This window comes from Shewanella sp. 125m-7, from assembly GCF_052977045.1.
This window is the reverse complement of the sequence record NZ_JBRILQ010000001.1, coordinates 26681-52133: the sequence shown is the minus strand read 5'-3', so window position 1 is coordinate 52133 and position 25453 is coordinate 26681. Positions and strand designations below refer to the sequence as shown.

The 25453-nt window shown below is 43.1% G+C and carries 26 protein-coding genes and 1 other annotated feature; of the genes, 7 read left to right on the top strand and 19 right to left on the bottom strand.

What is annotated here, in order from left to right; all coding sequences use genetic code 11:
• Nucleotides 1–22: 22 nt before the first annotated feature.
• Entirely contained in the window at nucleotides 23–715 is a 693-nt protein-coding gene (locus tag ACVBIL_RS00250) for a cytochrome b/b6 domain-containing protein (RefSeq protein WP_447164998.1), read from the bottom strand.
• Nucleotides 716–1024: 309 nt separating this feature from the next.
• Between ACVBIL_RS00250 and hpf the strand changes: the two genes are divergently transcribed.
• On the top strand, nucleotides 1025–1387 hold the full coding sequence (hpf, locus tag ACVBIL_RS00245) for a ribosome hibernation-promoting factor, HPF/YfiA family (protein WP_447164997.1): 363 nt from the start codon (nucleotides 1025–1027) through the stop codon (nucleotides 1385–1387).
• Nucleotides 1388–1506: 119 nt separating this feature from the next.
• Nucleotides 1507–1627, top strand: a sequence feature (Phe leader region).
• A 79-nt stretch (nucleotides 1628–1706) separates the two neighbouring features.
• On the top strand, nucleotides 1707–3680 hold the full coding sequence (gene pheA, locus ACVBIL_RS00240; RefSeq protein ID WP_447164996.1) for a prephenate dehydratase: 1974 nt from the start codon (nucleotides 1707–1709) through the stop codon (nucleotides 3678–3680).
• Nucleotides 3681–3818: 138 nt separating this feature from the next.
• On the opposite strand, the gene ACVBIL_RS00235 is transcribed toward pheA, so the two are convergent.
• From ACVBIL_RS00235 to hcp, 4 genes are all read right to left on the bottom strand, one after another.
• Nucleotides 3819–5105 carry a cation:proton antiporter gene (locus ACVBIL_RS00235; protein ID WP_447164995.1) on the bottom strand — a complete coding sequence of 429 codons (1287 nt, stop codon included), beginning with the start codon at nucleotides 5103–5105 and terminating at the stop codon, nucleotides 3819–3821.
• Between the two features lie 39 nt (nucleotides 5106–5144).
• Nucleotides 5145–5483 (bottom strand): hypothetical protein, encoded by a 339-nt coding sequence (locus tag ACVBIL_RS00230; RefSeq protein ID WP_447164994.1) that lies wholly within the window; start codon nucleotides 5481–5483, stop codon nucleotides 5145–5147.
• A gap of 205 nt (nucleotides 5484–5688) precedes the next feature.
• Nucleotides 5689–6804, bottom strand: coding sequence for an FAD-binding oxidoreductase (locus ACVBIL_RS00225; protein ID WP_447164993.1), 1116 nt, complete (start codon nucleotides 6802–6804; stop codon nucleotides 5689–5691).
• A 105-nt stretch (nucleotides 6805–6909) separates the two neighbouring features.
• Nucleotides 6910–8574, bottom strand: a complete 1665-nt coding sequence (gene hcp / locus ACVBIL_RS00220) for a hydroxylamine reductase (protein WP_447164992.1) — start codon at nucleotides 8572–8574, stop codon at nucleotides 6910–6912.
• Between the two features lie 143 nt (nucleotides 8575–8717).
• Between hcp and ACVBIL_RS00215 the strand changes: the two genes are divergently transcribed.
• Nucleotides 8718–8846, top strand: coding sequence for a hypothetical protein (locus ACVBIL_RS00215; protein WP_447164991.1), 129 nt, complete (start codon nucleotides 8718–8720; stop codon nucleotides 8844–8846).
• 38 nt (nucleotides 8847–8884) lie between these two features.
• On the opposite strand, the gene tyrA is transcribed toward ACVBIL_RS00215, so the two are convergent.
• The 7 genes from tyrA to ffh form a co-directional block, all read right to left on the bottom strand.
• Nucleotides 8885–10024 (bottom strand): bifunctional chorismate mutase/prephenate dehydrogenase, encoded by a 1140-nt coding sequence (tyrA, locus tag ACVBIL_RS00210; RefSeq protein ID WP_447164990.1) that lies wholly within the window; start codon nucleotides 10022–10024, stop codon nucleotides 8885–8887.
• Nucleotides 10025–10038: 14 nt separating this feature from the next.
• Nucleotides 10039–11130, bottom strand: a complete 1092-nt coding sequence (locus ACVBIL_RS00205; protein ID WP_447164989.1) for a 3-deoxy-7-phosphoheptulonate synthase — start codon at nucleotides 11128–11130, stop codon at nucleotides 10039–10041.
• Between the two features lie 337 nt (nucleotides 11131–11467).
• The gene (gene rplS, locus ACVBIL_RS00200; RefSeq protein WP_012154310.1) at nucleotides 11468–11821 is read right to left on the bottom strand and encodes a 50S ribosomal protein L19; all 354 of its coding nucleotides are present in this window, start codon (nucleotides 11819–11821) and stop codon (nucleotides 11468–11470) included.
• A gap of 45 nt (nucleotides 11822–11866) precedes the next feature.
• A complete protein-coding gene (gene trmD / locus ACVBIL_RS00195) occupies nucleotides 11867–12604 on the bottom strand; it encodes a tRNA (guanosine(37)-N1)-methyltransferase TrmD (protein ID WP_447164988.1) in 738 nt (245 codons plus the stop codon).
• A gap of 15 nt (nucleotides 12605–12619) precedes the next feature.
• Nucleotides 12620–13150, bottom strand: coding sequence for a ribosome maturation factor RimM (gene rimM, locus ACVBIL_RS00190; protein ID WP_447164987.1), 531 nt, complete (start codon nucleotides 13148–13150; stop codon nucleotides 12620–12622).
• A 20-nt stretch (nucleotides 13151–13170) separates the two neighbouring features.
• Nucleotides 13171–13422 (bottom strand): 30S ribosomal protein S16, encoded by a 252-nt coding sequence (rpsP, locus tag ACVBIL_RS00185; RefSeq protein WP_012154307.1) that lies wholly within the window; start codon nucleotides 13420–13422, stop codon nucleotides 13171–13173.
• Nucleotides 13423–13639: 217 nt separating this feature from the next.
• The gene (ffh, locus tag ACVBIL_RS00180; RefSeq protein ID WP_447164986.1) at nucleotides 13640–15013 is read right to left on the bottom strand and encodes a signal recognition particle protein; all 1374 of its coding nucleotides are present in this window, start codon (nucleotides 15011–15013) and stop codon (nucleotides 13640–13642) included.
• Nucleotides 15014–15419: 406 nt separating this feature from the next.
• On the opposite strand from ffh, the gene ACVBIL_RS00175 reads away from it, so the two are divergent.
• Entirely contained in the window at nucleotides 15420–16208 is a 789-nt protein-coding gene (locus tag ACVBIL_RS00175) for a cytochrome C assembly family protein (RefSeq protein ID WP_447164985.1), read from the top strand.
• A gap of 146 nt (nucleotides 16209–16354) precedes the next feature.
• Nucleotides 16355–17638 (top strand): HlyC/CorC family transporter, encoded by a 1284-nt coding sequence (locus tag ACVBIL_RS00170; protein WP_447164984.1) that lies wholly within the window; start codon nucleotides 16355–16357, stop codon nucleotides 17636–17638.
• Between the two features lie 90 nt (nucleotides 17639–17728).
• Here the strand turns inward: ACVBIL_RS00170 and ACVBIL_RS00165 are convergent, their stop codons facing one another.
• Complete coding sequence (locus ACVBIL_RS00165) at nucleotides 17729–18268, bottom strand: Mpo1 family 2-hydroxy fatty acid dioxygenase (RefSeq protein ID WP_447164983.1); 540 nt, start codon at nucleotides 18266–18268, stop codon at nucleotides 17729–17731.
• Nucleotides 18269–18563: 295 nt separating this feature from the next.
• Nucleotides 18564–19574 carry a toxin-antitoxin system YwqK family antitoxin gene (locus ACVBIL_RS00160; protein WP_447164982.1) on the bottom strand — a complete coding sequence of 337 codons (1011 nt, stop codon included), beginning with the start codon at nucleotides 19572–19574 and terminating at the stop codon, nucleotides 18564–18566.
• Between the two features lie 409 nt (nucleotides 19575–19983).
• On the opposite strand from ACVBIL_RS00160, the gene ACVBIL_RS00155 reads away from it, so the two are divergent.
• Nucleotides 19984–20925, top strand: a complete 942-nt coding sequence (locus ACVBIL_RS00155) for a Dyp-type peroxidase (RefSeq protein WP_447164981.1) — start codon at nucleotides 19984–19986, stop codon at nucleotides 20923–20925.
• A 185-nt stretch (nucleotides 20926–21110) separates the two neighbouring features.
• Nucleotides 21111–21617 carry a GNAT family N-acetyltransferase gene (locus ACVBIL_RS00150; protein ID WP_447164980.1) on the top strand — a complete coding sequence of 169 codons (507 nt, stop codon included), beginning with the start codon at nucleotides 21111–21113 and terminating at the stop codon, nucleotides 21615–21617.
• Here the strand turns inward: ACVBIL_RS00150 and acpS are convergent.
• The 5 genes from acpS to rnc form a co-directional block, all read right to left on the bottom strand.
• Nucleotides 21584–21979: a holo-ACP synthase gene (acpS, locus tag ACVBIL_RS00145; RefSeq protein WP_447164979.1), complete on the bottom strand. Its 396-nt coding sequence runs from the start codon at nucleotides 21977–21979 to the stop codon at nucleotides 21584–21586. The genes ACVBIL_RS00150 and acpS overlap by 34 nt on opposite strands.
• A 103-nt stretch (nucleotides 21980–22082) precedes the next feature.
• Entirely contained in the window at nucleotides 22083–22820 is a 738-nt protein-coding gene (gene pdxJ / locus ACVBIL_RS00140; protein WP_447164978.1) for a pyridoxine 5'-phosphate synthase, read from the bottom strand.
• A 116-nt stretch (nucleotides 22821–22936) separates the two neighbouring features.
• Nucleotides 22937–23626 (bottom strand): DNA repair protein RecO, encoded by a 690-nt coding sequence (gene recO / locus ACVBIL_RS00135; protein ID WP_447164977.1) that lies wholly within the window; start codon nucleotides 23624–23626, stop codon nucleotides 22937–22939.
• 160 nt (nucleotides 23627–23786) lie between these two features.
• Nucleotides 23787–24779: a GTPase Era gene (gene era, locus ACVBIL_RS00130; protein ID WP_447164976.1), complete on the bottom strand. Its 993-nt coding sequence runs from the start codon at nucleotides 24777–24779 to the stop codon at nucleotides 23787–23789.
• Nucleotides 24776–25453 carry a ribonuclease III gene (gene rnc / locus ACVBIL_RS00125; RefSeq protein WP_447164975.1) on the bottom strand — a complete coding sequence of 226 codons (678 nt, stop codon included), beginning with the start codon at nucleotides 25451–25453 and terminating at the stop codon, nucleotides 24776–24778. Before rnc ends, era begins: the two co-directional genes overlap by 4 nt.

Below are 25453 nucleotides of genomic sequence, written 5' to 3'. Positions count from 1 at the left end.
ACTGGCTTTTTGTTTCTAGCGCCTAGAGCATATCAATCACAGGCAACATCAAATAGTTCAGCACCAACACACTAACAACTAGCACTAAAATAACGGCTTTTATCATCGATGCGAATTGTAGCTTGTTAGTCTTAAGATCGTTAATTACCGAATCAGGTAAGGTTTTATAGCCACTAAACATAGGCCCTAGAATTTTATCCCCTTTAATCATATGCACTCCGACTGCCAGTACATGCACTGCCGCTAAGATTAAAATAAGATCGAAGTTCTTTTTATGTAACCAAGTGAGCCAGCTTGCAGTATCAGAGCTAACCAAAGAATAGAGAGGGCCTTCTGTAAAAATGTCATCCGTTGCAAATAAACCGCTAATGAGCTGAACACAAATAAGCGTTATTAAGGTTACCACCATATAACCACCAACTGGATTATGGCCTATTGATGACGAGATCCCTTCACGTCGAGTCTTACCTAGGTAGTTAATAACGGTTTTAGGTGAGTGAACAAAGTGACTAAAGCGTGATGTATCACTACCAATAAGCCCCCAGATAAGCCTTACTGCAATCAAAATCATCAAGCCATAAGCAAGAATTTGATGCCACTCCATCTCACCGGCATCTGCACTCCACCATAATCCACCGAGTAAGCACAACATCCCCCAATGGAAAACGCGCGTCGGCACATCCCACACTTTAATTTTGACCAGATTTTGTTCCATGTTCCGTCACTCTTGAAAAATAATTTATCTGAGGAGGCCATTATAAACGGGGAATTACAGAAGGGCTATCGAGTTATTTACACTGATCTTTTTGCTAGAAACACTAAATAAGAGACAACTTATCCAATCCAATATGACCTGATTTTTTTATGTTTACAAGGAAATTTGGCCAGTTATTGTCTATATTTGTCTAAGTGATCAAATAAAAAGCGAACAGTTTAAAAGACCCCATAAAACGTGATTTAGATCACGACTTTCCTATCTGAGATTGGTAGTCTGAATTCAAGGAAACAACAAAAGGTTCGACATATGATAAAGATTACTAGCAAGCATTTTGAAGTTACTGAATCTATCCGCGAACGTATTGAAGCCAGATTAGATAAGTTAGCCAGGCACGATGTGCAGCTAATTAATCCACACGTAATTATTGAACAGGAGAAGCAAGGGTTTAAAATTGAAGCTTCTGTCGGCATCCCAAGTGCCAAGTTATTTGCCCAGGCGAAACACGACGACCTCTATGCAGCAATTAATGCAATGGGACAAAAGCTGGAGAAACAGCTAAACCGCCTGACTCATAAACCTGAAAGTCAACGTCATGCAACACTTAAAGTAGAAGATGATGCCATTGATGACGACTTTGACGACAACTTAGAGGAGGAATACGCAGCTTGATATCATTGTTAAATTTACACGCAAAGCGTACCTTCGGGTGCGCTTTTTAATGCAAAAAATTCAAATAGGCTAAGTTTTGATTGACACCCAAGCCGCCCCGCTTTAGTTTTAATTCAATGAATAAATTCCATACTGCTTTTTTCATTTTCTTTTTTATGCCCCCCACCTTAGGAGGCGGAATTTCGGTGTAAAAACGAAAGTGAAAATTCCAAAGCCTCCCACATGGGAGGCTTTTTTATATCAGCTAAGATAAGCATGCATTGCCATGCTTATCACTAGGGTATTAATACTAAGCGCAATAAAAGAGTCAGAGGCGAAGATGAGTAAACCACAACCCTTAAATCACACTCGAGAGCAGATCACCTGTCTCGACAATGAATTGCTGGCTCTGCTAGCAAGGCGCAGAGAACTAAGCTTAGATGTAGCACGTAGTAAAGAAGTCGATGTCAGACCCATTCGCGATACTATCCGTGAAAAAGAGCTGTTATCACGTCTTGTAAAACAGGGGCGCGAGCAAGGCTTAGATGCCCATTATGTTATCTCACTCTATCAAAGTATCATCGAAGACTCTGTGCTCAACCAGCAAGCTTATTTACATGGCCGTGCTAATCCAGAGACTCAACAACAGCAATACTGTATCGCTTATCTTGGCGCTAGGGGCTCTTATTCCTATCTAGCTGCTAGTCGTTACTGCGATAGACGTCAGGTAGAGATGCAAGATTTAGGTTGCCAAAGCTTCGATGAGATAGTGCAAGCCGTTGAATCGGGTCACGCTGACTATGGGTTCCTTCCAATAGAGAACACATCGTCAGGCTCTATTAACGAAGTGTATGATGTATTACAGCACACTAGCCTTGCAATTGTTGGAGAAACGACCATTGAGGTCGGGCACTGCTTACTCGCCAATAGTGGCAGTAATATTAGCGATATAAAAACCGTTTATGCGCACCCTCAGCCAATTAGTCAATGCAGTCGCTATTTAAGCCAGCACGGTGAATTCAAACTAGAATACTGTTCAAGTAGTGCTGAGGCGATGGAGAAAGTCTGCAATACAAACGATAACAGTGTCGCTGCTATCGGTAGTGCCGAAGGCGGCGCCTTGTATCAATTAGAGGCGATAGAAACTGATCTCGCAAATCAAAAAATCAATCAAAGCCGTTTTATCGTTGTCGCCAGAAAGGCTGTTGAAGTGCCATCGCAGCTTCCAGCAAAGTGTACACTGATCATGGCAACAGGCCAGAAACCAGGGGCATTAGTCGAAGCCTTACTGGTATTAAAAGCCCGTAATCTTAACATGAGTAAACTTGAGTCCCGCCCGATACCGGGTACGCCTTGGGAAGAGATGTTCTATTTAGATATCGATGCCAATCTATCAAGCGAGCCGATGCAAGCAGCGCTTAAAGAGCTAGAACGTACTACTCGCTTCATTAAAGTACTCGGCTGCTACCCTTGTGAAACAGTTAGACCAACTCAACTGAGTAATAGCCAGTTGATGATTGAGCCTAATACTTCTAAGTCGACCGCTGTTGCGCCAACAACCAGTAATAAACAGCAACGCTTTAGTAAGCAATATAAGAGTGAGGCAACACAAGTCATTTGTGGACAATTGGATCTTGGCAATGGCCATATTGGCGCCCTTGCACAAATTCAGCTTCCTATCGAACTGCTGAAGTTTGAGCAGATGGCAAAGGAGCTTAAAGAGTCAGGGTTTCAAGCGGTGGCGATCCAAGGATTAAACCAGCAAAGCGATGTGATTAACTCTATTGATAAGTTTAAGCATACTCTTGCTCAATTTGGTTTAGTTTGCGTGCTGGTCATCGAACATGAAACCGACTTAACCATGGCGACTCAATTTGCTGATGTTGTCATGTTATCGGGTAATCTAATGTACAACCAAGCTATTTTAACTCAACTTGGCTCTTTACTGGTTCCGGTTATCGTAGAGCGTAATACCATGGCTAGCGTCGATGATCTGCTTAATGCAGCAGAAGTTATCTTAAGCCAAGGTAACCAGCAGCTTATTTTATGTGAGTCAGGCGTCACAACTCTTAATAACTCAGGTAAACCATCACTGGATTTGGCGGCATTGGTTGAGCTGAAAGCCCTGAGCCATTTACCAGTGTTAGTCAATCCAAGCTATGCGATTGAAGTCGAGCAAATGCCAACATTTGTAAAGGCTATAAGGCAGTTAAAAGGCGATGGTATCATGGTGAACTTGAGCGCGATTGAGCAAGCTTCAAAAGCCGACTCAGCAAAGCTGGTTAACGAGTTATTAAGCAATCTATACCACTAGACTGTCGATAGTTTGCTATAGGTAGTTTGATTAGACTGCTTTCTATAGATGCCTTGATACAGGCATCTATATGCTGACAACTGGTATAAACAGCTTGTGAAACATGAACAACAGTAGGTCCACGCCTACCTTGTAAAATTAACGTTTACGCTGGGCAGCTTGCTCAGCGTTACTTTTATCAATCAAGCTCGGAATCGTTGTCCCTTGAACTAAAATAGAAAAAACGACCACTGCGTAAGTCATCACCATTAACAGGTCTCTAAGGTCAATATTACTGCCGCTGATGACAATAATACCGGTAGGTAAACTCATCGCCATCGCTAATGCCAACCCACCACGCAATCCTCCCCAGACCAAGATCTTCTCTGCATATGAGTTGTAGTGCCTGAAGCATCTAAAAACCAAATAAGGCAAGTAAATACTAATAGTGCGCCCTATCAAAACGATTGGGACGGCAAGTAGCATAAACCACCATAGCTCAACATCGAAATGAATCAGTAATAATAGTAGACCTAATAGCAGGAACAGCAACGAATTAAAGAACGACTCAATCAATAACCAAAAACTCTCTAGGTGCCCTTGTTCTTCTTTCTTTAGCAACTTTGGCACACTGATATTTCCGATGATTATTCCTGCTGCAACCATAGCTAATGGCCCTGAAACACCTAGCATATCGGCTCCGATATAACCTGCACTCGGCACCAATAATGTCATCAATAAATACTGAGTCCGCTCTTCGGAGAAATGCAGCATGCCATGTAATATTGCGGCTAATACTGCGCCGTAAAGTAAACCTCCTATCGCTTCTCTAATAAAGAGTTTACTCACATCAATAAATGTTAACGGTTCAGTTGAGAATGCGACTTGTGAAACCGTAATAAAAATCACTAAACCTATACCGTCATTAAAGAGCGACTCCCCCTCAACCTGAGTTGCAATATCCTCGGGGGCGCCAAGCTGTTTAATAATAGCCAACACCGCAATAGGATCTGTTGGCGAAATCAGTGCTCCAAATAGTAAGCAATGACTAAAATTTAAAGGTAAACCGATAAAAGAAGCGAATGAATAGAGCAGGCCAGCGACAAGAAATGTGGATATGAGTGTACCAACAAAAGCCAGTATGAAAATTTCCCACTTTTGTTTTTTTAAAATATGCAGCTTAATCTGCAACGTACCAGCAAAAAGTAAGAAGCCCAACATGCCGTTAAGCAGTAGAGCATTGAAATCGAGCTGCTCCAAATCGGTTACTAAAGTTGAATATATTTTTATACCAAAGATCTTACCCGCGATTAAGATAACTAAGCTTAAACCTAAGGCTAATGCGGTAATTGTTATGGTCTGTTGCCAGCGATGTAATCGTGATGAAATAAGCGAAATAACAAGAGAAAGTGCGGAAAGTAGACACAGGATTTCGTAACTAGTCACAGTGAAGTCTCATTAAAATAAAGAGAGAAGTAACAGAGATTAAATTTTGCGGCCTTCAATTAAGCTTAGCCAGCCTTTAATCACTCTGCCGCTAAACCATATCGCACCGGCCACATATAGCGTGGCGCTCAACCATGACTGAGCACATAAGTACCCTGTTAACATCACTAAAAATAGACCTATGATAGACCAGCGCTGCCAACGTAAATGTATTGCCAATATGCTATTGGCATTTTGCTGAGGTTGATACATGTTTATAAGAAGACTCAGGGCTGTTGGTACTAACATTATCGGGAAGCATGCCATCAACGCATACAAAAAATGCGCAAGATTTTTATCTTCCAGTGCTAGTGATTGAGAATGTAATGTTGATGCCATACGCCACTCCATCGAGAAATGATATCGATTGGTATATAAAGACAGGCGTAATTCCATCACGACCTGTCATTAACCTTACTTTCTCATAGTGAGTTACGCAACTTTCACACCTGATTTATTTCAGATTTTCATTCAATAGACTTAACTCTATAAACACAGAGCTATAAATATAGCGCTATAAACAAGCGAACTTAATTTTTTACATCTACAACTCTAAGGTCACGTTTGACTTTAACTTGGTTGAGCAAGCGAGCACAAAGCCCTGTGCTATCTCATCTGGAGTCAATGCCATTTGGCTTGTAGACTCTGTTTCACCCTCAACAACCTTACACTTACATGCGCCGCAAACACCTGAACGACAGGCAGCAAGAATAGGTAACCCTTCGGCTTCAATGCCGTCCAATACGGTTTGATCTGCTGACAGAGCGCGGATTTTATCGCCAATACTCAACATAAAGCCGCTGGCACCAGAATTAATATCAGAACTAATATCAGTACCTTGCTCTTTCGCTGCACTAAGCTCTGCGCTATCACCTTTAAATGTACCGAAACTCTCTTGGTGAAACTGCTGCATGTCAAAGTCTAACGACTCAAGTAATGCTTTTACTGCTTGCATATAAGGCTCAGGGCCACATACAAAAACCGTTCGAGTTTTAAAGTCTGGTACAAGTCTCACCAAGTTATCTGCATTTAAACGGCCAGCCTGACTGTCTATGTAAGCACTCGCTTGGTCACTAACCTCTTCTAAAACATAGTTAAGCTTAAATTTGGCGCTTCGCTTAGCCATCTGTGCAATGGACGATTCAAAAATAAGGTCACTCATTGATTTGGCGCTATGTAGAAAGTTTACATCTGGCCCCATTTCAGTATCGGTTAACCAGCGAGACATAGAGTACATAGGCGTGATACCACAGCCTGCGCTTAAAAACAGATACTTATCAGCCTGAATATCGACTAAATTAAATGCACCATCGGGACCAAGAGCTCGCACCATATGACCGACTTCAAGGTTATCAGCTAAGTAATTTGAAACCTTGCCACCTTCAATACGCTTAATGGTCAGTACAATAGAATATGGACGAGAAGGTGACGAACTAATGGTATAGCTGCGAGCAATTTTCTCACCATTAATTTCCAGCAATAAAGTAAGAAACTGACCAGGCTTAAAATGAAACTTAACTGGAGTGGCAGCTTGAAATCTAAAGCTGATAACGTCATGAGTCTCATTCCATTTTTCAACACACACAAGTTGATGTTCGCCAGACTGCCATTGCTGAGCCGAAAAAGATTCTAAATTAGAAGTTTGCTTATTGATTGCCATATTCACGCTATACCTACCTATCAAACTAAGTTGTTAACCCTTAAACTAAAAATGGCCACACATTGGTGACCATTTTAAACTTACTTATCACCCGTATCGATGCAGTTACGCCACATTAAGGATGCGATTTAGATCTGCTTCAACGGTTGTGGTGTTACGAAGACCAAACTTCTCTTCAAGCACCTTAGCTAGGTTAGGAGTCAAAAATGCTGGTGCCGTTGGACCTGTCATAATGTCCTTCACACCCAGTGATAGTAGCGTTAGCAATACCACAATCGCTTTTTGTTCAAACCATGAAAGTACTAAGGTAAGTGGCAATTCATTAATATCGCACTCAAAAGCTTCAGACAGTGCTATAGCAAGCTGAATGGCTGAGTAAGCATCATTACACTGACCAATATCTAATAGACGTGGAATTCCATTGATGTCACCGAACTCAAGTTTATTGAACTTATACTTACCACAACCTAGTGTCAAAATAACTGAATCTGCAGGCGCTTGAGTCGCGATATCCGTGAAGTAACCACGCTCTTGCTTATCACCGTCACAACCACCTACTAAGAAGAAATGCTTGATTGCACCGCTCTTAACATTCTCGATTACAGTAGGTGCAGCAGCCATCAACGCATTACGAGCAAAACCTATGGTGATTAGATGGGGGATCTCATCATAGATAAAGCCTTCTAGAGACTCAGCTTTAGCAATCACTTCACTGAAATCGTCACCGGTTAGGTGCGTCACACCAGGCCAACCGACGATGCTACGAGTGAAGATACGATCAGAGTAATCACCCACATTTGGGTCGATAATACAGTTAGATGTCATTACTACTGCACCAGGGAATGTCGCAAATTCTTTTTGCTGATTCTGCCATGCACTGCCGTAGTTGCCCACTAAGTGTGGATACTTTTTAAGTTCAGGGTAAGCCAGTGCAGGTAACATCTCACCGTGGGTGTAAACGTTAATGCCTTTACCTTCTGTTTGCTCAAGGATCAGCTCAAGATCTTTCATGTCATGACCAGACACTAAGATAGCCTTACCTTTTACAGACTTGGTGTTAACCTGCGTTGGCTCTGGGTGACCAAAGGCATGGGTTTCGCCTTCATCGAGCATTGCCATTACGCGGTAATTAAGCTGACCAATCTGCATCGCCGTATTAAATAGCTTATCAGCATCAACTGAATCTTCGCCTAAAAACGCCATGATCTGGTGGAACTCGCCAGCGACTTCATCACTAGTCTGCTCAAGTACGCGAGCATGCTCCATATAAGCTGCTGCACCTTTAAGGCCGTATAGGCACAATAAGCGTAGACCCATAATATCTTCATGGACTTCATCTTTACCACGGTTTGGTACAGCCTGAAGTGCTTGAGATAGCATTTCAGGTTTAGTTGCACCCAGCACAAGCTGCATAGGGGCATTCATTGGCTTAGCTTCGACGTTAAGTTCGCTACATTTAGCTTCATAAGCGGACTTTAAGCGGTTACGGAAGGTTTCAGCCTGAGTGGTATAAGCAATGATACGGTCATCATCAAAGTTGACGTTAGTGAGTGTAGCGAAGAATGCTTTTGGTACGAAAGTATCAACCTCATGGTCAATGATACCGACTTCACGCGCTAACGCTGCGTAAGATGAAACACCTTGAAGAATATAGATGAGAAGATCTTGTAAGTCTGAGGTATCAGAAGACTTACCGCACATACCTTGAGTGTAGCTACAGCCATTACCCGCAGGTGTTCTAATTGTTTGCTCACATTGAATACAAAACACGACACTAACTCCTATATTTTAATCATGCATATTATTTACATGTTTTAAGGTTAGTCTACGCTTCCTGAGAAATAGCTAAAGGATTATTTAAGATAGATGAACAAAAACATGAGAGAGATCACTTTAAGGGGGGGGCAAACAAAATGAATCGTAAAACACCATACGCTGTAGAAACTGTGGCGATATTTAATCATTGGCTTTTAAAAGCAAGAACTTGGAATAATAATGACGATTTACTCAGTGTGTTTTTAGCAACAAAAAAAGGAGCCTAAGCTCCTTATTATCTATACACGTTACGCTCATTAAGCCATTAACCTGTTTTCATATCGTTAACCGATTGCAGCATCGCCCGACTTTCTCTTTGGAATTGCGGCGCAAAATCACCAAACCAACGAGATACCTCTGCAAACTGAGCAACGAATGCATCTCTGTCACCCGACTTAAGAAGTGCAAGTGCCTGTGAGTAATTATCTAAGTAATCACTAATTGCCACCAAACTCTCTTCTTGAGCAAAAATGATATCTGCGTATAACTCAGGACTTTGTGCAAACAAGCGCCCAACCATCGCCAGTTCTAATCGGTATATTGGTGAGCTGAACTGGAGCAATGACTCGATATCTGCTTCCTCTTTGTATAAGTTTAAACCGTATACAAATGTTGAAAAGTGGCGCATCGCCTGCACGAGTTGCATCGCTTTATCATGCTTACTAGGCTCAGCCTCAACAATACGAGCTCCCCAGATTTCAATCTGCTCAATCAACCACTGATAAGCAGCTTGATCGCGGCCATGACACACGACGACGACTTGCTTTGCAAGGCTGCCTACATCTGGACCAAACATGGGATGTAAACCAAGTACTGGCCCTTTGTGCGCCGCAAGCATTGTCTCTACCGGTGCGCCCTTAATTGATGTTAAGTCAGCCAAGATGCAATTTTCAGGCAAATTCGTTAGTTTCTCAGCAATTAATTCACAGGTAATGTTAATTGGCACAGTAACAATAACTAAGCCTGCTCCATCAAAGATAGACTCACTCTTAACCCAATCATCTTTATCGAGACTTCTTACTTGGTAGCCTGAAAGCGTCAGCATTTGTGAGAACAAGCCACCGAGCTTACCTTCTCCACCAACAATTACCACATGACCTAAATCGGTTTTGACTTGCTTAAAGCCTACATCCTTTTCATTAAGATAAGACTCACGCATAAGGCGACGCAAAATATCTTCAATCAGTTGCGGCGCAACATTCATCGCTTTCGCTTCAGCACGCCTTTTAGCTAACATGTTCGCTTCGCGCTGAGGTGCGTAAATAGGCAGTCCAGCGCCGTGTTTTACTGCGCCAACTTGTGCCACAAGATCTAAACGTTTTCTCAATAAATGCAGTAACTGCTGATCGACACCGTCAATCAAACCTCTGAGGTTCTCAAGCTCTGCTGTAGTCTTCTCATTCATCAATCTTTCTTCCATCAGCCATTTGCTACTTTCAGCATATCAAATCGAGTAGGTAATACCGGCGCTAACAGGTTGGAACCTGCACGCAACAAACTTTCAGTGGTCTGCCAATCAATACACGCATCAGTTACCGATACACCGTACGCTAACTCATCCATCGGTAAATCACTACTTTGCTTACCAGCATTGAGGTGGCTTTCTAGCATAACACCGATAATAGATTGATTACCTACAGCAATTTGGTTAAATACATCTTCGCATACCGGTTTTTGCTTATTATGATCTTTTGACGAATTGCCATGGCTACAATCGACAATTAATCGAGCATTAAGCTTAGCCGCATGTAGCTGCTGCTCGCACTCAGCGACACTCGCAGCGCCATAATTTGGTGTCTTACCACCACGCAAAATAACATGCCCATCAGGGTTGCCCGCGGTTTGCAGTAGGGCCACTTGACCTTGTTGGTTAATCCCCATGAATCGGTGACCACTCGCTGCTGACTCTAGCGCATTTATCGCAACGCCAAGTTTTCCGTCAGTGCCATTTTTAAAACCTACTGGCATTGAAAGACCTGAAGCCATTTCACGGTGAGTTTGAGATTCTGTTGTACGTGCGCCAATCGCTGACCAAGTGATAAGTTCTGACATGTATTGCGGACTAATAGGGTCTAGTGCTTCAGTCGCAACGGGCAGTTCAAGCTCCGCCAGCCAGATCATTAGCTCTCTTGCTTGCCTTAGGCCTTTATCAACATCAAATGATTCATTCATATCAGGGTCATTAATCATGCCCTTCCAGCCAACCGTTGTACGTGGCTTTTCAAAGTAAACCCGCATCAATACAAAAAACTGATCGCCGAGCTCATCATGTAGCTTCTTAAGTTTTAAAGCATACTCTTTAGCTGCATCGATATCATGAATTGAGCAAGGACCAGAGATCACAAGTACACGGTTATCACGCTTGTGTACGATATCTGAAACGACTTTACGCGCGTTAAGAACATATTGATATGCATGCTTAGATAAAGGTAGATCGCGTTTTAACTCTTCTGGAGTGACTAGAACTTGCTCAGAGCTAATATGAACATTGTTAATTGTGTCTTGTTGCATGATAACCACCTGCCTTTATCTCTTATCTGCTTTGCGCTAACAGTCTTTAAATCACTGAAGAACGTTTCAACTAATATCTTTTAATTCGGATTTAACGCCTGAATACCAGCATCAGCGTAACGGTACACCATTACACCTTGAGAACACTATGCCTACGTGAGGCTGCGAGATCAAGTATCATTTTCAATAAGTGAGTAATTCTAATGATGTGCCAAACTGAAAACCAACGGTGCTGGAGCGGATATGAAGTTAGCTTTGATAAATTCAGGCAACAAAAAACCGCCATATAGGCGGTTTCTCGTGCGAACACTGCATCTTTTTTATAGCGAGTACTAAATTACTTAGTAGCAAGCTTCTCACGGATACGTGCAGACTTACCTGAACGCTCACGTAGATAGTAAAGCTTAGCACGACGAACACGGCCGCGACGCTTAACTTCGATGCTAGAGATGATTGGGCTGTGAGTCTGGAACGCACGCTCAACACCTTCACCATTAGAGATTTTACGTACTGTGAATGCAGAGTGAACGCCGCGGTTACGCTTAGCGATTACAATACCTTCAAACGCCTGTAGACGCTCTTTTCCGCCTTCTACAACACGTACTTTAACAACTACTGTATCACCGGCACCAAATTGTGGTACGTCGGTTTTCATTTGCTCTTCGTTGAGCATTTTGATGATGTTATTCATTAAATAAACTCCATACTAGTAATAACTGCGCTTCGACTAATCATCTTATTTGATCGTGTCAACAAATTCGGCTAAAAGCTTCTCTTGTTCGCCAGTCAGAGCTAGATTTTCAAGTAATTCTGGTCGTCTTAACAAAGTCCTACCTAGGCTTTGCTGTAGACGCCAGCGTCTAATATGTTCGTGGTTACCACTTAACAATACGGCTGGAACATCCAGGCCATCCAAACTTTCAGGACGCGTATAGTGGGGGCAATCCAGTAATCCATCAGAGAAAGAATCTTGCTCTGCGGAAGCTTGTTTTCCTAGCACGCCAGGAACCAATCTAGATACTGAATCGATCAGAGCCATCGCAGGTAGTTCACCGCCCGAAAGCACGTAATCTCCTATCGACCACTCTTCGTCCACTTCAGTTTGAATAATGCGTTCATCGACACCTTCGTATCGTCCACACACTAAAACCAAACTGGATGACTTTGCTAACTCTTCAACACCTTGCTGTGTCAGCTTTCGGCCTTGAGGAGAAAGATAAATCACCTTTGCCTCTTTTCCAGCTGCAGCTTTTGCTGCATGGATGGCATCACGTAGAGGCTGCACCATCATTAACATTCCAGGGCCACCACCATAAGGGCGGTCATCCACTGTTTTATGTTTATCATGGGTGAAATCGCGAGGATTCCACGTTTGCAACTCTAGCAACCCTCTGCTAACTGCACGACCCGTTACACCAAAGTCTGTTACGGCACGAAACATCTCGGGAAACAGGGTTACTACCCCTAACCACATATGTTGTACCTCGACTTAGAAGTCCGGATCCCAGTCCACTAAAATCTGTTTTGCTGCCAAGTCCACCTTGTGGATGAACTGGTCAGTAACAAAGGGAATCATTCGTTCCGCTTTGCCAAAGCCATCTTTCGCGTTAGCTTTAACTAAAAGTACGTCATTCGATCCTGTTTCCACGATCTCTTGTACTGTACCCATGTTGTAGCCTTTGGTATTAAGCACTTCGCATCCGATAAGATCTCGCCAGTAGAATTCATCTTCTGGTAAGTCTTGCATCTGCTCAGCAGGCACAGCAATCTCACAATTTGTAAGCGCTTGCGCCTCATCCCGTGTTGTTACGCCTTCAAGACAAGCAACAACTGCTTTACCCTGAAAACGCCACTGGGCGACTTTAACCTCGCGCCATTCGCCTTGTTCTTTAATAAGCCAAGGTGAATAGTCAAAAATACCTTCAACAGAGTCGGTATAGGTAGTGATCTTCAACCAACCTTTAATGCCAAAACTGGAACCTAATTTCCCAAGGATGACGGGTTCTTGTTTACTACTCATCAATCTATACCCTAACGCTATTAAGCAGCTGCTTTACGAGCGTCTTTGATCAATTTTGCTACACGATCAGTAGTAGCAGCACCGTTAGCAACCCAATGCTCAACACGGTCAAGATCTAAGCGTAGAGCTTCTTCTTGGCCACGAGCTACTGGGTTAAAAAAGCCAACACGCTCAATGAAACGACCGTCACGGGCGTTACGGCTGTCAGCTACAACGATGTTATAAAATGGACGCTTTTTTGCGCCGCCACGAGCTAAACGAATGGTAACCATGCGTTTTGTATCCTCTAATGATTTGCTTTTTATCAAGCAAAAATAAAAACTGAAACTCCGTGTTCGCGGAGAGCCCCAGATATAAAGCCGGCAGATTTTACCTGACTGACCGACGAATGCAACCGTAATCGACGTTTTTTACGCCTAAAACGATTTAAAGACCAGAGTGGAATTCACCCTGGCCTGTAAATTTAGCTTTGCAGAATTAAAATAAAGCCTAACGACCAGGCATTTTCATGCCTGGAGGCAGCATACCACTCATGCCGCGCATCATCTTTTTCATGCCACCTTTAGCTGACATTTTTTTCATCATTTTCTGCATTTGCGTAAACTGTTTAAGTAAACGGTTCACGTCTTGAATTTGTGTGCCGCTGCCCATCGCGATTCTGCGCTTACGCGAACCTTTGATAATGTCCGGCCGTTGGCGCTCACCTTGTGTCATAGAATTGATAATCGCTTCCATCTGTCCGGTCATTTTGCCATCTTGAACTTGAGCAAGCGCTTCAGGGGGTAATTGGCCCACACCTGGTAGCTTCTCAATCATGTTCATCATGCCGCCCATGTTCTTCATCTGCTGAAGCTGTTCACGAAAATCTTCTAAATCAAAGCTGCCGCCTTTCTTTACTTTAGCAGCCAGCTTCATCGCTTTTTCTTGGTCTACGCCACGCTCAACCTCTTCAATAAGAGAAAGTACGTCGCCCATACCAAGAATACGTGACGCCACGCGATCTGGGTGGAATGCTTCTAATGCGTCGGTCTTTTCGCCAACACCTAAGAATTTAATCGGTTTACCGGTAATGTGACGAATAGATAGCGCAGCACCACCACGTGCATCACCGTCTACTTTTGTCAAAACCACACCCGTTAGCGGCAGTGTTTCATTAAAGGCTTTTGCCGTGACTGCCGCATCTTGACCTGTCATGGCGTCAACCACAAACAATGTCTCAACAGGGTTAATTACCGCATGAAGCTCTTTAATCTCATCCATCATGGCTTCATCGACATGCAGGCGACCTGCGGTATCGACAATAACCACATCAATGAATTTAAGCTTAGCGTGAGCAACCGCCGCTTTAGCAATATCAACAGGCTTTTGACTGACATCTGACGGGAAGAATTCAACGTCTACTTCAGTTGCTAAGGTTTCTAGCTGTTTGATCGCCGCAGGACGGTACACGTCGGCAGATACAACCAAAACAGACTTTTTCTCACGTTCACGTAAGAATTTTGCAAGCTTGGCAACACTGGTGGTTTTACCCGCACCTTGTAGACCCGCCATCATGATGATTGCAGGAGGCTGAGCCGATAGGTCTAAAGCTTCGTTCGCTTCGCCCATCGCATTTTCAAGTTCGCTTTGAACGATCTTAATAAAGGCTTGGCCTGGACTTAGACTCTTTGAAACCTCTTGTCCAACAGCGCGTTCTTTAACGCTATTTACGAATTCACGCACCACAGGCAAGGCAACATCGGCCTCAAGAAGAGCCATGCGGACTTCGCGTAAGGTTTCCTTAACGTTTTCTTCCGTTAAGCGACCACGGCCACTGATATTTTTCAGAGTCCGTGACAATCTGTCAGTTAAGTTCTCAAACATTATCCAGTTCTTTACCGTTTAAAATTTATATTGATGGGGCTGTATTATAGCGATGCCCAGATATTATGCTACAGAATGACGCAAGTTACTTTTATAAGTCAGGGTCACAATCGAAAATAATTTCCAAAAATTGACGATAAGGCAAGGAATCGGCCCATTTTTGCAATCAAGGTCACTGCCCAAATGACCTTTGCTCATGCTATTCTATCCGATAACGTTACGTGCGAAATCAGTGATTAAAATCAGAATGACTTTAACTCACAGACTGGGCACGATACTTTCGCTCATTCAGTGATTTAACTCCTGTATGAATCACGTTAGTATGCAGCTCGTTTGGTCAGCTTTATTTAAGCGTTAAAAGCATGCTTCAAAGCATCGGTCACATAAAACAATAGGTTAATACTCAATGGTCATTTTTTCAGCTTCAGCCATGTTTTTCTATAGTATTGCTTTGGTTCTCGTCGCAAGTCGCCTGTTTCATGTAGACGGACCAAACAGAAAACTCATCGCAGCCTTTGCCGCTGTCGGTGTGGTACTGCATGCTGCCGCTTTGTCACAGGCTATCCAAACAGGCGATGGACAAAACTTCAGCTTAACCAATGTCATTTCTATGGTTAACTGGATCATTACCTTCAGCTTTACCATCTTATTATTTAGGCTCAAGGTCATTGTTGTCTTACCGGTAGTCTACGCTTGTTCGGTAATATCAGTTGCGCTGCTTTGGTTAGTGCCACCTGAATACATCATTCATTTTGAAGTTCACCCAGATGTATTAGTCCATGTCGTTTTATCACTGATGGCCTACAGTGCACTGATGATTGCAGCACTGTATGCAATTCAACTGGCTATTATCCAAAACCGGCTTAAGAACAAGAAAATTGTCATCACCTCAGCTATGCCGCCACTCATGACGGTTGAAAAGCAGCTGTACCATTTAGTGATTGTCGGTGTGATTTTATTAAGTTTATCACTTGCCACCGGTTTTATTTTCCTCGATGACATGTTTGAAGAAGGTAAGGGCCACAAAGCTGTGCTATCGATTATGGCTTGGTGTGTTTATATCGCCATGTTAGCTCAGCAATATTGGGTAGGCTGCCGCATTAGAACAGCCGTTGCTTACACATTAACGGGTGGAGTATTGCTGTCACTGGCCTACTTTGGTGCCCGAGTTGTAAAAGAGTTAATCCTCCGCTAAGCCAAGATGTTGTCAGTTGCCCGTCTTCAAAAGGCGGGTCAAACTTGACACACCTTCGAAAGTTCTGTAATTACTAATTTCATAGCGTTTTATTCAACATTATTTATTCGCCCTCTATCTTTAAAACAACAGCGGAGTTCCAAGGTTTGGACGATATATCCACTGGCGTACTGTTATCTATTTTGTTCGTCTTGATTGTACTTTCTGCCTACTTCTCTGGTTCAGAAACCGCCATGATGTCGCTCAACCGCTACCGTTTACGCCACTTGGCTAACAGTGGGCATAAGGGTGCCATTCGCGCCATAAAGATGCTTGAACGCCCAGACAGGCTAATAGGCCTAATTCTTATCGGCAATAACTTAGTTAATATTTTAGCCTCAGCTATCGCAACCATTATTGGTATGCGCTTATTTGGTGACGTGGGGGTCGCCATCGCCACAGGTGTATTAACGCTCGTCGTACTGGTATTTGCCGAAGTCACTCCTAAAACCGTTGCCGCATTGCACCCCGAACGTATCGCCTTCCCCTCTAGTGTTATTTTGCGAGTGCTGTTAGTCGTACTCTCTCCTTTCGTTAAAATCGTCAATTTCATTACCTCTGGCTTTTTACATCTATTGGGCATTCATTCAGTCAAAACTGACGACGCCCTAAGCCAAGAGGAGCTACGTACCGTCGTAAATGAAGCTGGCGCCTTAATCCCACGGCGCCACCAAGAGATGCTGTTGTCGATAATGGATCTTGAAAACGTCACCGTTGATGACGTCATGGTCCCCCGTTCTGATCTTTATGCCATCAATATTAACGATGACTTTAAGAGCATAAACAAGCAGGTGATCCAAAGCCCGCATACAAGAGTTTTGCTCTACCGTGATACCATTGATGATGCTGTTGGCTTTGTTCACCTACGCGACGCTCTGCGCCTACAGTCTAAAGGGCAGTTTAGTAAGTCATCCTTACTACGCGCAGTAAAAGAGCTGTACTTTATTCCTGAAGCCACACCACTTAACGTACAGCTCTCTAACTTTCAGCGAAATAAAGAGCGTATTGGTTTGGTCGTCGATGAGTATGGTGATATTCAAGGCTTAGTCACATTGGAAGATATTTTAGAAGAAATCGTCGGTGATTTTACCACTTCAATGGTGACCACACCGAGTGAAGATATCAACCAACAACAAGATGGTAGCTATCTGGTTGAGGCTAGCATAAACATCCGAGACTTAAATAAAGAGATGACTTGGCACTTTCCGATTGATGGACCTAAGACTATTAACGGCTTAGTACTTGAATACTTAGAGGAGATCCCCGAGCCAAATACCTCAATGCGCCTATACGGGTATCCTCTCGAGGTGATTGATGTTGCTGGCAACATGATTAAAACGGTAAGAATCATGCCGCAGCACTATAAAGCCCCTAAAAAAGCCGAACCATAATCTCGCAAAACTAATTTAGAATTAAAGTAAACTTAGACTAAGCAAACAAGGGCGCAAATAGCGCCTTTGTTATATCAACGTTCTATTCTATTAAGCCACTTTTTTTGCAGCTTCTATCGCTCTGCGTTTATCTCTAGCCATTGGCGTGATGTCGGCTAGCAACTGTTTTTCCATACCCAGCATAAAATAAATCTCTGCCATTAAGAAAAAAGGTCCAATGAGCAATTGATTAAGATCATCTACAAATGCAGGTTTGGCTTTTTCATAGTGGTGGCCAATAAACTGAATGACCCAGCCAACAAAAAATACAGCAACAGCAATCCAAAATGCATCAGGCATTTGCGCCACCAGACTTGAAGTGTAAAGCACTGGAATAATAAACAGGGCTAAGCCAATCGCTAATCTAAAGTGCAAGAACACGTAATAGATGAGTACCCCAACAGCAAAAATAGTCGCAACATTAAAGCTGATCACCGGGTCATTAAACATCACAAAGTTTAGCGGGATCAAATTGAGTAATAAAAACAACGACCAGATAATCAGTGGGATCCCAATAAAGTGGGTCTTAATGTTTTTCGGGTTTAAATGCACACTCTTATAGGTCGATAACTGCTCTTCGGCGGATTTCATCTGCTCTTCTCCATATAGGCTTGCCTGTATAGAAACCTAGCTGAACCTTAGTTTCTACCGTGACGATTGTATTGGGCACAACTTGTTACGAGTCTCGCAAATATCACGATAGCCCTCTTCTCAGACTCAGTCCCGTTAACTGCCACCAAATTTAACTTAATATTAACCTAATGGATCTTGTCACATTTTAATAGCGTAAAAGTTCAAAAGAGCTTTTTATGGTTACATGACTCTCCAATAAAGCAGCTTATGCTGAATAGGCACCTTCTCAACTGTCGCGGTACCCAGCTTGCGACTAGTCAGCCGTAGAGTAAGTCACCCACTTAGCAGTCTCCTCATCATAGTAGCTTTTTTGTGTTACCTTGCCTTTACCATCGAGCTTTTCAATAAACACTACCAGGCCATTCTCATCATAGGTTTTAATCTGTTTATCAATCACCACACCATTAACATAGGTGCTCATATTTTGTAGCTGACCATTACAGTGATAATTAGCAAACTCGCCATCTTCTACGCCCATATTGTAATGCTCGCGAGAATCAACCCGACCATTTTCACCACAAAAAGTTAATTGCACTCCATGGCGAGTCTTTAGCGGTTTATAGCCATAATGCTGCTCTGAGCGCCGCTTACCATCTGAACCGTAGGTTTCAAATATGCCGGTATTGTTTGCCCTGTCGAAGTTAAATTTAGTTTTTAAGCGACCATTTCGATAGTAGGTTTTCTCATTAAGTTTTTTATAATCGGCATAAATGAATTCACTATTACTCTCAAGCTCGCCGCTTGCATAATAGTCCTTGTGACGCTGGCGCTTTTCACCATCAACAAAATAATACAGGCGCCATTCTCGGCCCTTCTCATAACGGATGCTCTCGACCTCTTTATCGCCTTCAAATCGCTTATAGCTGAGGATTACGCCCTGCTCATTATAAAGCCAGTGCTCCGTTTTTACGCCTGCTTGGTAAAACCTCACCCATTGCGGCTTTCCTGTAGTCGAAAAGTGGTAACTAATCTGTTTTCCATCTAACTTACCTGCCTTATACCAAGCGGTTTCATTGAGTTGGTTGTTTAACGTCGAGAAGCTATAGCCGTGCTCGAGTCCATCTTGATACTGAGTCACTCTATAAAACGCCTTGCCATAAGCATAATTAGTTGCAATGCCAGTAAACAGCTTGCCTCGATAAGACTCAGGGCAATCACTTTGATATTGCGCGCTGCATCGAGGCTGCTCTAAATCGTCCTCACTAACCGGAAGCTGTATATCATTGCCGCATGCCGATAGTAACCACACACTTATCAGCAGCATTAATAGGGACGTTATTCGCTTTAATCTTTGGGTATACAGCATAATCATTACTCAATGTGGTTAGAGGTATTTGGCTGGCAAGCCTAATACATAAAATAAAACACGTAGATAAAACATCAACTTAAACAGCTGCACAATACACAGAGTTAACTGGGTTCTCAAACTGCCTTGGCAATTACGCTGACTTTATTGGCCGTTTCGCAACTCAAATCACTATATTCTGTCAAAGTTAGCCAAAACACCCATCCTCTGGCTGCTCCAAGGCAATGATTAACGCTAGTTAATTTCACTTCCACAATTAAAAGCGTATAGTTTTTAAGTACTCCAATCAGTTCCGCTACACTCTTTATTATGGAACTATCTTATTTTAGAACCATCACAGCAAACCATATCTGATGAGGAAAACTCAATGACACAGCTCTGTTCACTCGCACAATCAGGCGTTTTATCTAATCCAACATCTCATGTGGAATACCTCACTTTCTGCCTAAAAGATCACTCAGACCTTGCAAAGCAAATAGGCGATGGTATCGCTGCGATAAATGGCATTGAGAAGTCGATTAATCAAAAAGACTTAACCGCAGGATTAAACATATCCATTGGTTTTTCCGCAAATGCTTGGCCACAGCTATTTCCAGATCAACCTATGCCAGCAGAGCTACATCAGTTTCCAGCCATGAGTAACGGCGAACGTCAGTTCCCCTCCACCTCTGGTGATATATTTGTGATGATTAAATCTGAGCGTATCGATCTTAATTTTCAGGCCGCTAAATACATTCGTAACAGCTTTGACGCTATTGCCAGTCTGACAGAAGATATCCAAGGCTATAAGTACCTAGATAACCGCGACATGATTGATTTTGTCGACGGTACAGAAAATCCAAATGGTGATGAACGCGTAGAAGCGGTGTTAGTCGCTGATGATATTACCCTGCACCAAGGGGGCAGTTATCTGCATGTGCAGCGCTATATCGACCGCCAAGCTGATTGGGATAAGCAGACGACTGAATATCAAGAGCAAGTAGTCGGCCGAACTAAGATGGATAACGTTGAGCTCAGTGATGAAGCAAAACCTGCTTGGGCGCATAATGCTAAGAGTAAAGTTGAGATTGATGGTGAAGAAATTAAAATGCTTAGACAAAACCGTCCATACGGCAATGCGATGGAGCACGGTACTATGTTTGTTGGCTTTGCCGCCACACCGTCTATTATTGAAACCTCTTTAAGTCAAATGATCCACGCCGACGAAAACGGCCATTATGATCGCCTACTCGACTTTGTTGAAGCCAAAACAGGTTGTTTGTTCTTTATGCCATCGCAAACTTTTTTAGATCAATTTGACGACGAGTAAATAATTGATCCATACATACAAGTACAAAGCTAACAACTCGCTCTCTCCGCACTTGTGAAACATTAGCAATAAAGGGTAGAGCGTGTTTAATTTTGGTTTTGGTTTGGGCTGTGCTTGAAGGCAAATAAGCAAAGTATTAATATTCGCGCCGATACGATAAAAACCAACCATAAGCTGACCAGTAGATGCCTCACCCAGTCCCTTATCTCACAATCGTGCCTGTCAATGACAATAACTTAGGCGAACTGCTTGAACTGCAATTAAAGGCTGAACAACGTGGCTTTATTGAGTCTATTGCAGAATGTTTACAAGAGGCTAAAGAAGACACTCGCTATACTCCTGTCGCGCTGTGTTGCGATCAACAAGTGGCAGGATTTGCTATGTATGGCTTGTTTAATGAATGCCAAATGCAACGGGTCTGGTTTGACCGATTTCTTATCGCTCAAGACTTTCAAGGCCGGGGTTTAGGGAAAGCCTTTGCAGACTTGCTATTAGCGTTTCTATTTTGCCACTTTCAATGTCAGCAGGTTTACTTAAGTGTTTATCCGAATAACCGTGCAGCTATCGCCTTATATCATAAGCTAGGTTTTGAGTTTACAGGTGAGCAAGACATAAATGGTGAGCATGTAATGAGTCTACACTCATTACAGATGCAGCATCAAGACTCTAAGATCACCGTCGCTGTTGCGTAGTGTTTTTCATCCGCTATAGAGATGTGTGCATATCGGCCACCGAGTAACGCCAACCTTTCAGCTGCACCGTCAGTAAAACTAATCAACGGGGCACCATTGTCGTTGTTACTAATTTCAATATGCTGAAAAGATACGCCACGGCCAATACCCGTCCCCAATGCCTTAGCTGCCGCTTCTTTAGCGGCAAAACGCTTGGCGAGGTAACGCCCAGGCTTGGCTGAATGAATAAAGATCGCAAATTCGGTTTCAGTGAGCACCCGCTTGGCCAGGCGGCAAGTTAATAACGCGGCATCACCAGCAGCAGGAATGCGCGACTCAATCCGAGCTATTTCAACAATGTCAGTGCCTAAACCTACAATCATAATGACTCTCTATCTAATACCGCTTAAACCTAGCCCCAATTAAGGGGTAAATAAAAGCCGAGAGCGGATGCCTCGGCTTAATAGTCACTACGCTAACCACTGCTTATTCGCCGCGGCGACCTTCAAGCATTAACTGCTTCATATCGCGTACCGCAGTCGCTAAACCATCGATAGCAGCGCGAGCTATAATTGCATGACCAATATTAAGCTCGTACAGCTCTGGAATCGCCGCAATCGCTTTTACATTATGATAGTGTAATCCATGTCCAGCGTTAACCACTAAGCCCAGACCATGAGCGTAAGTTGCCATCTCAGAGATCCGCTGTAACTCAGCCGCTTGTTCAGCATCGGTTTCTGCATCTGCGTAACAACCGGTATGGATTTCAATCACAGGTGCACCAACGGCAACCGCTGCATCGATTTGCGTTTTTTCGGCATCAATAAATAACGAAACCTTGATCCCCTCTTGAGACAACCGCGCTACTGCAGAGGCAATTTTATCTTGCTGGCCCGCAACATCAAGACCACCTTCAGTGGTTAACTCTTCACGTTTTTCAGGTACTAAACACACATAAGCAGGCTTAATATCACAAGCGATATTAAGCATCTCTTCAGTGACTGCCATTTCGAAGTTCATGCGGGTTTTTAGCGTTTTAGCTAAGGTGTAGACGTCTCTATCTATAATATGACGACGGTCTTCACGCAAGTGAATGGTGATACCTTCTGCACCGGCATGCTCAGCAACCGCCGCAGCATGAACTGGATCGGGGTAATTGGTACCGCGTGCCTGACGTAAAGTCGCAATATGATCGATGTTAACGCCCAATAAGATCCGGCCCATGACAATTCCTTAAAAAATAAGCTGACTTAAAAGAGCGTATTGTACTGATTGGGTGGCATTTTAGCCAGTACATGCATAAGAAGGCTATTGAATTTATCTTACTTTGCTTCGCGATACTAAGTCTTAACCTGCTTGATAAATAAGCTTCTCGAATGCAGTGGTTTATCGCCAAGTATTGGTGCTAGCAACTGGCGCATCAATTTTTTTGCCTCGCCATAGTGCTCTATCGCTAATGTCTGCTGATTTAACGCAACTAACATCTCACCGGTAAAAAACTTATGCTGATTAAACTCAGTGGCAATCACAGGTGTAAAACCATGCGCTTGCTCTAATCGATAAAAGCCACTAGCTGTGATTGGCGCATCACTAGGGTCAAACTCCAATGATGGCATCGTTCCAAGCTCTTTTAACAGTGCATGCTCAAAGTACCTAAGTTGACTTTGTTCAAATCTCGTCGCCATGCCGATTAAGGTGCGATGATAATCAAAAAACAAGTTTTCAGCGTTATGCTGCCCGCTTAAACAGCGGATCAATAATTCATTAAGATAAAGGCCCGAATATAAACAATCGCCGGTCAACGGCACCGCGGGACTTGCTGCTTCAACTTGCTTAAGATTTTTAAGTTCGGACTTACCTTGCAGCTGGAAAATAATCGGCTGAAATGGCTGTATAATGCTACGAATAGAGTTTTTAGCGCCGCCAAGGCGTGCGACGGCATCGACTCGACCTTTACCATCAACCAATAAGTTAACGATGACACTACCGTCTCGAAAGTGCCGACTATGAAGAACGTAACCACGTTCCATAATTATCTCATTCCAAAAAGTAAATAAACCATGACGGTTAATAACATCATAAAGCTTAACTAGAAACCTGCGCCACTAAAACAAGTAGAGCAAAATATAAAAATGCCCCTTCTTATTGCTAAAAAGAGGCATCTAAATTTGACGATATAAATACTGACGACTAGTCGTCGCCGTAACCTAAGCTGCGCAGTGCGCGCTCGTCATCAGCCCAACCAGATTTAACTTTAACCCACATTTCTAAGAAAACCTTGTTATCAAACAACGTCTCCATATCGACGCGAGCTGCTGAACTGATCTTCTTGATGCGCTCACCTTTGTTACCAATGACCATGCGCTTTTGCGTTTCACGCTCAACAAGTACCAAGGCATTAATCTGATAAACACCATTCTCCATCATCTTAAACTGTTCAATCTCTACCGTACAATCGTATGGCAGCTCGTCACCTAAAAAGCGCATTAGCTTTTCACGGACGATTTCTGATGCCATAAATTTTTGCGAACGGTCAGTCACATAGTCTTCAGGGAAGTAATGTGGAGACTCTGGCAGTGATGCCACAGACATATCAAGAATACGTTGTACGTTAGTACCTTGAGTCGCGGAAATCGGTAGGATTTCATCGAAAGGAAACTTCTTAGACAACTCTTCAAGATGCGGGAATAGCGCTTCCTTGTCTTTAATATTATCGACTTTGTTGATTGCTAGAATCGTCTTACGACCATCGTCACGGCTTTGCAGTTTTCGCAATACCAATTCATCATCTGGCGTCCAGTTCATGCCGTCAACCACAAATACCACCAACGCCACATCAGCGAGTGAACTTGCCGCTGCGCGGTTCATTAGGCGGTTAATCGCACGCTTCTCTTCCATATGAAGACCTGGCGTATCGATAAACACCACCTGACGTGGACCATCGGTATGAATACCCATGATGCGGTGACGAGTGGTTTGTGGCTTCTTAGACGTAATACTGATCTTTTGGCCTAAAAGCTTGTTCAAAAGTGTAGATTTACCCACGTTTGGACGACCAACGATAGCGACCATGCCACAATAGGTCACTGCGTATTTAACCGCGGATGACGGATTGTTCATATTAGCCAGTAGTTCGTCTAAGCTTGGCTCGTTGCTTTCAGGTAAATCTTTTTTATCACTCATTTCTTCATTAACTCCAACACTTGAGCAGCAGCACTTTGTTCGGCTTTTCTGCGTGAACTGGCTACTCCAACAGCGGCTTGGCTCAAGTCTTCAACAATACATTCAACGGTGAAAGTCTGCTCATGAGCATCACCTTCAGTATGGACCACGTTATAAATTGGCAGTGGTTTTCTAAACTTCTGCAAATGTTCTTGCAGCAAAGTTTTTGGGTCTTTTTGGTTTATAGGTTCAATGACCTGTAAACGCGATTCATACCACTTCAGCACTAATGAGCGACACTTCTCGATTTCTGAATCAAGGTAAATCGCACCAATAATGGCCTCTACGGCATCGGCAAGAATCGACTCTCGTCTAAATCCGCCACTTTTTAGCTCACCAGGTCCAAGCTTGAGATAATCACCAAGCTTAAACTCAATCGCTATTTCTGCCAGCATCTTACCGCACACCAATGTGGCACGCATACGGCTTAAGTCGCCCTCTGTTGCAGTAGGAAACTTATGATATAGCGCATCAGAAATCACGATTGAAAGAATCGAGTCCCCAAGGAACTCTAATCTCTCGTTATGCTTATTAGACGCGCTACGATGTGTTAACGCTTGGTCTAACAATGCTTTTTCGTTGAACTCGTACCCAAGAGTACGACACAAACGTGGAATATTTTTAATCGGTTCCAT

What these genes read in the sequence shown, in the direction of transcription:
- ACVBIL_RS00165 (WP_447164983.1), bottom strand. Translation starts at nt 18,268, where the DNA reads ATGAAATCCGCCGAAGAGCAGTTATCGACCTATAAGAGTGTGCATTTA.
- trmD (WP_447164988.1), bottom strand. Translation starts at nt 12,604, where the DNA reads ATGTGGTTAGGGGTAGTAACCCTGTTTCCCGAGATGTTTCGTGCCGTA.
- rplS (WP_012154310.1), bottom strand. Translation starts at nt 11,821, where the DNA reads ATGAATAACATCATCAAAATGCTCAACGAAGAGCAAATGAAAACCGAC.
- rimM (WP_447164987.1), bottom strand. Translation starts at nt 13,150, where the DNA reads ATGAGTAGTAAACAAGAACCCGTCATCCTTGGGAAATTAGGTTCCAGT.
- recO (WP_447164977.1), bottom strand. Translation starts at nt 23,626, where the DNA reads ATGGAACGTGGTTACGTTCTTCATAGTCGGCACTTTCGAGACGGTAGT.
- ACVBIL_RS00205 (WP_447164989.1), bottom strand. Translation starts at nt 11,130, where the DNA reads ATGCAACAAGACACAATTAACAATGTTCATATTAGCTCTGAGCAAGTT.
- hpf (WP_447164997.1), top strand. Translation starts at nt 1,025, where the DNA reads ATGATAAAGATTACTAGCAAGCATTTTGAAGTTACTGAATCTATCCGC.
- rnc (WP_447164975.1), bottom strand. Translation starts at nt 25,453, where the DNA reads ATGGAACCGATTAAAAATATTCCACGTTTGTGTCGTACTCTTGGGTAC.
- ACVBIL_RS00225 (WP_447164993.1), bottom strand. Translation starts at nt 6,804, where the DNA reads ATGGCAATCAATAAGCAAACTTCTAATTTAGAATCTTTTTCGGCTCAG.
- ACVBIL_RS00175 (WP_447164985.1), top strand. Translation starts at nt 15,420, where the DNA reads ATGGTCATTTTTTCAGCTTCAGCCATGTTTTTCTATAGTATTGCTTTG.
- ffh (WP_447164986.1), bottom strand. Translation starts at nt 15,013, where the DNA reads ATGTTTGAGAACTTAACTGACAGATTGTCACGGACTCTGAAAAATATC.
- ACVBIL_RS00230 (WP_447164994.1), bottom strand. Translation starts at nt 5,483, where the DNA reads ATGGCATCAACATTACATTCTCAATCACTAGCACTGGAAGATAAAAAT.
- tyrA (WP_447164990.1), bottom strand. Translation starts at nt 10,024, where the DNA reads ATGAATGAGAAGACTACAGCAGAGCTTGAGAACCTCAGAGGTTTGATT.
- ACVBIL_RS00150 (WP_447164980.1), top strand. Translation starts at nt 21,111, where the DNA reads ATGCCTCACCCAGTCCCTTATCTCACAATCGTGCCTGTCAATGACAAT.
- era (WP_447164976.1), bottom strand. Translation starts at nt 24,779, where the DNA reads ATGAGTGATAAAAAAGATTTACCTGAAAGCAACGAGCCAAGCTTAGAC.
- pheA (WP_447164996.1), top strand. Translation starts at nt 1,707, where the DNA reads ATGAGTAAACCACAACCCTTAAATCACACTCGAGAGCAGATCACCTGT.
- pdxJ (WP_447164978.1), bottom strand. Translation starts at nt 22,820, where the DNA reads ATGGGCCGGATCTTATTGGGCGTTAACATCGATCATATTGCGACTTTA.
- ACVBIL_RS00250 (WP_447164998.1), bottom strand. Translation starts at nt 715, where the DNA reads ATGGAACAAAATCTGGTCAAAATTAAAGTGTGGGATGTGCCGACGCGC.
- ACVBIL_RS00160 (WP_447164982.1), bottom strand. Translation starts at nt 19,574, where the DNA reads ATGCTGCTGATAAGTGTGTGGTTACTATCGGCATGCGGCAATGATATA.
- ACVBIL_RS00215 (WP_447164991.1), top strand. Translation starts at nt 8,718, where the DNA reads ATGAATCGTAAAACACCATACGCTGTAGAAACTGTGGCGATATTTAAT.
- acpS (WP_447164979.1), bottom strand. Translation starts at nt 21,979, where the DNA reads ATGATTGTAGGTTTAGGCACTGACATTGTTGAAATAGCTCGGATTGAG.
- rpsP (WP_012154307.1), bottom strand. Translation starts at nt 13,422, where the DNA reads ATGGTTACCATTCGTTTAGCTCGTGGCGGCGCAAAAAAGCGTCCATTT.
- ACVBIL_RS00155 (WP_447164981.1), top strand. Translation starts at nt 19,984, where the DNA reads ATGACACAGCTCTGTTCACTCGCACAATCAGGCGTTTTATCTAATCCA.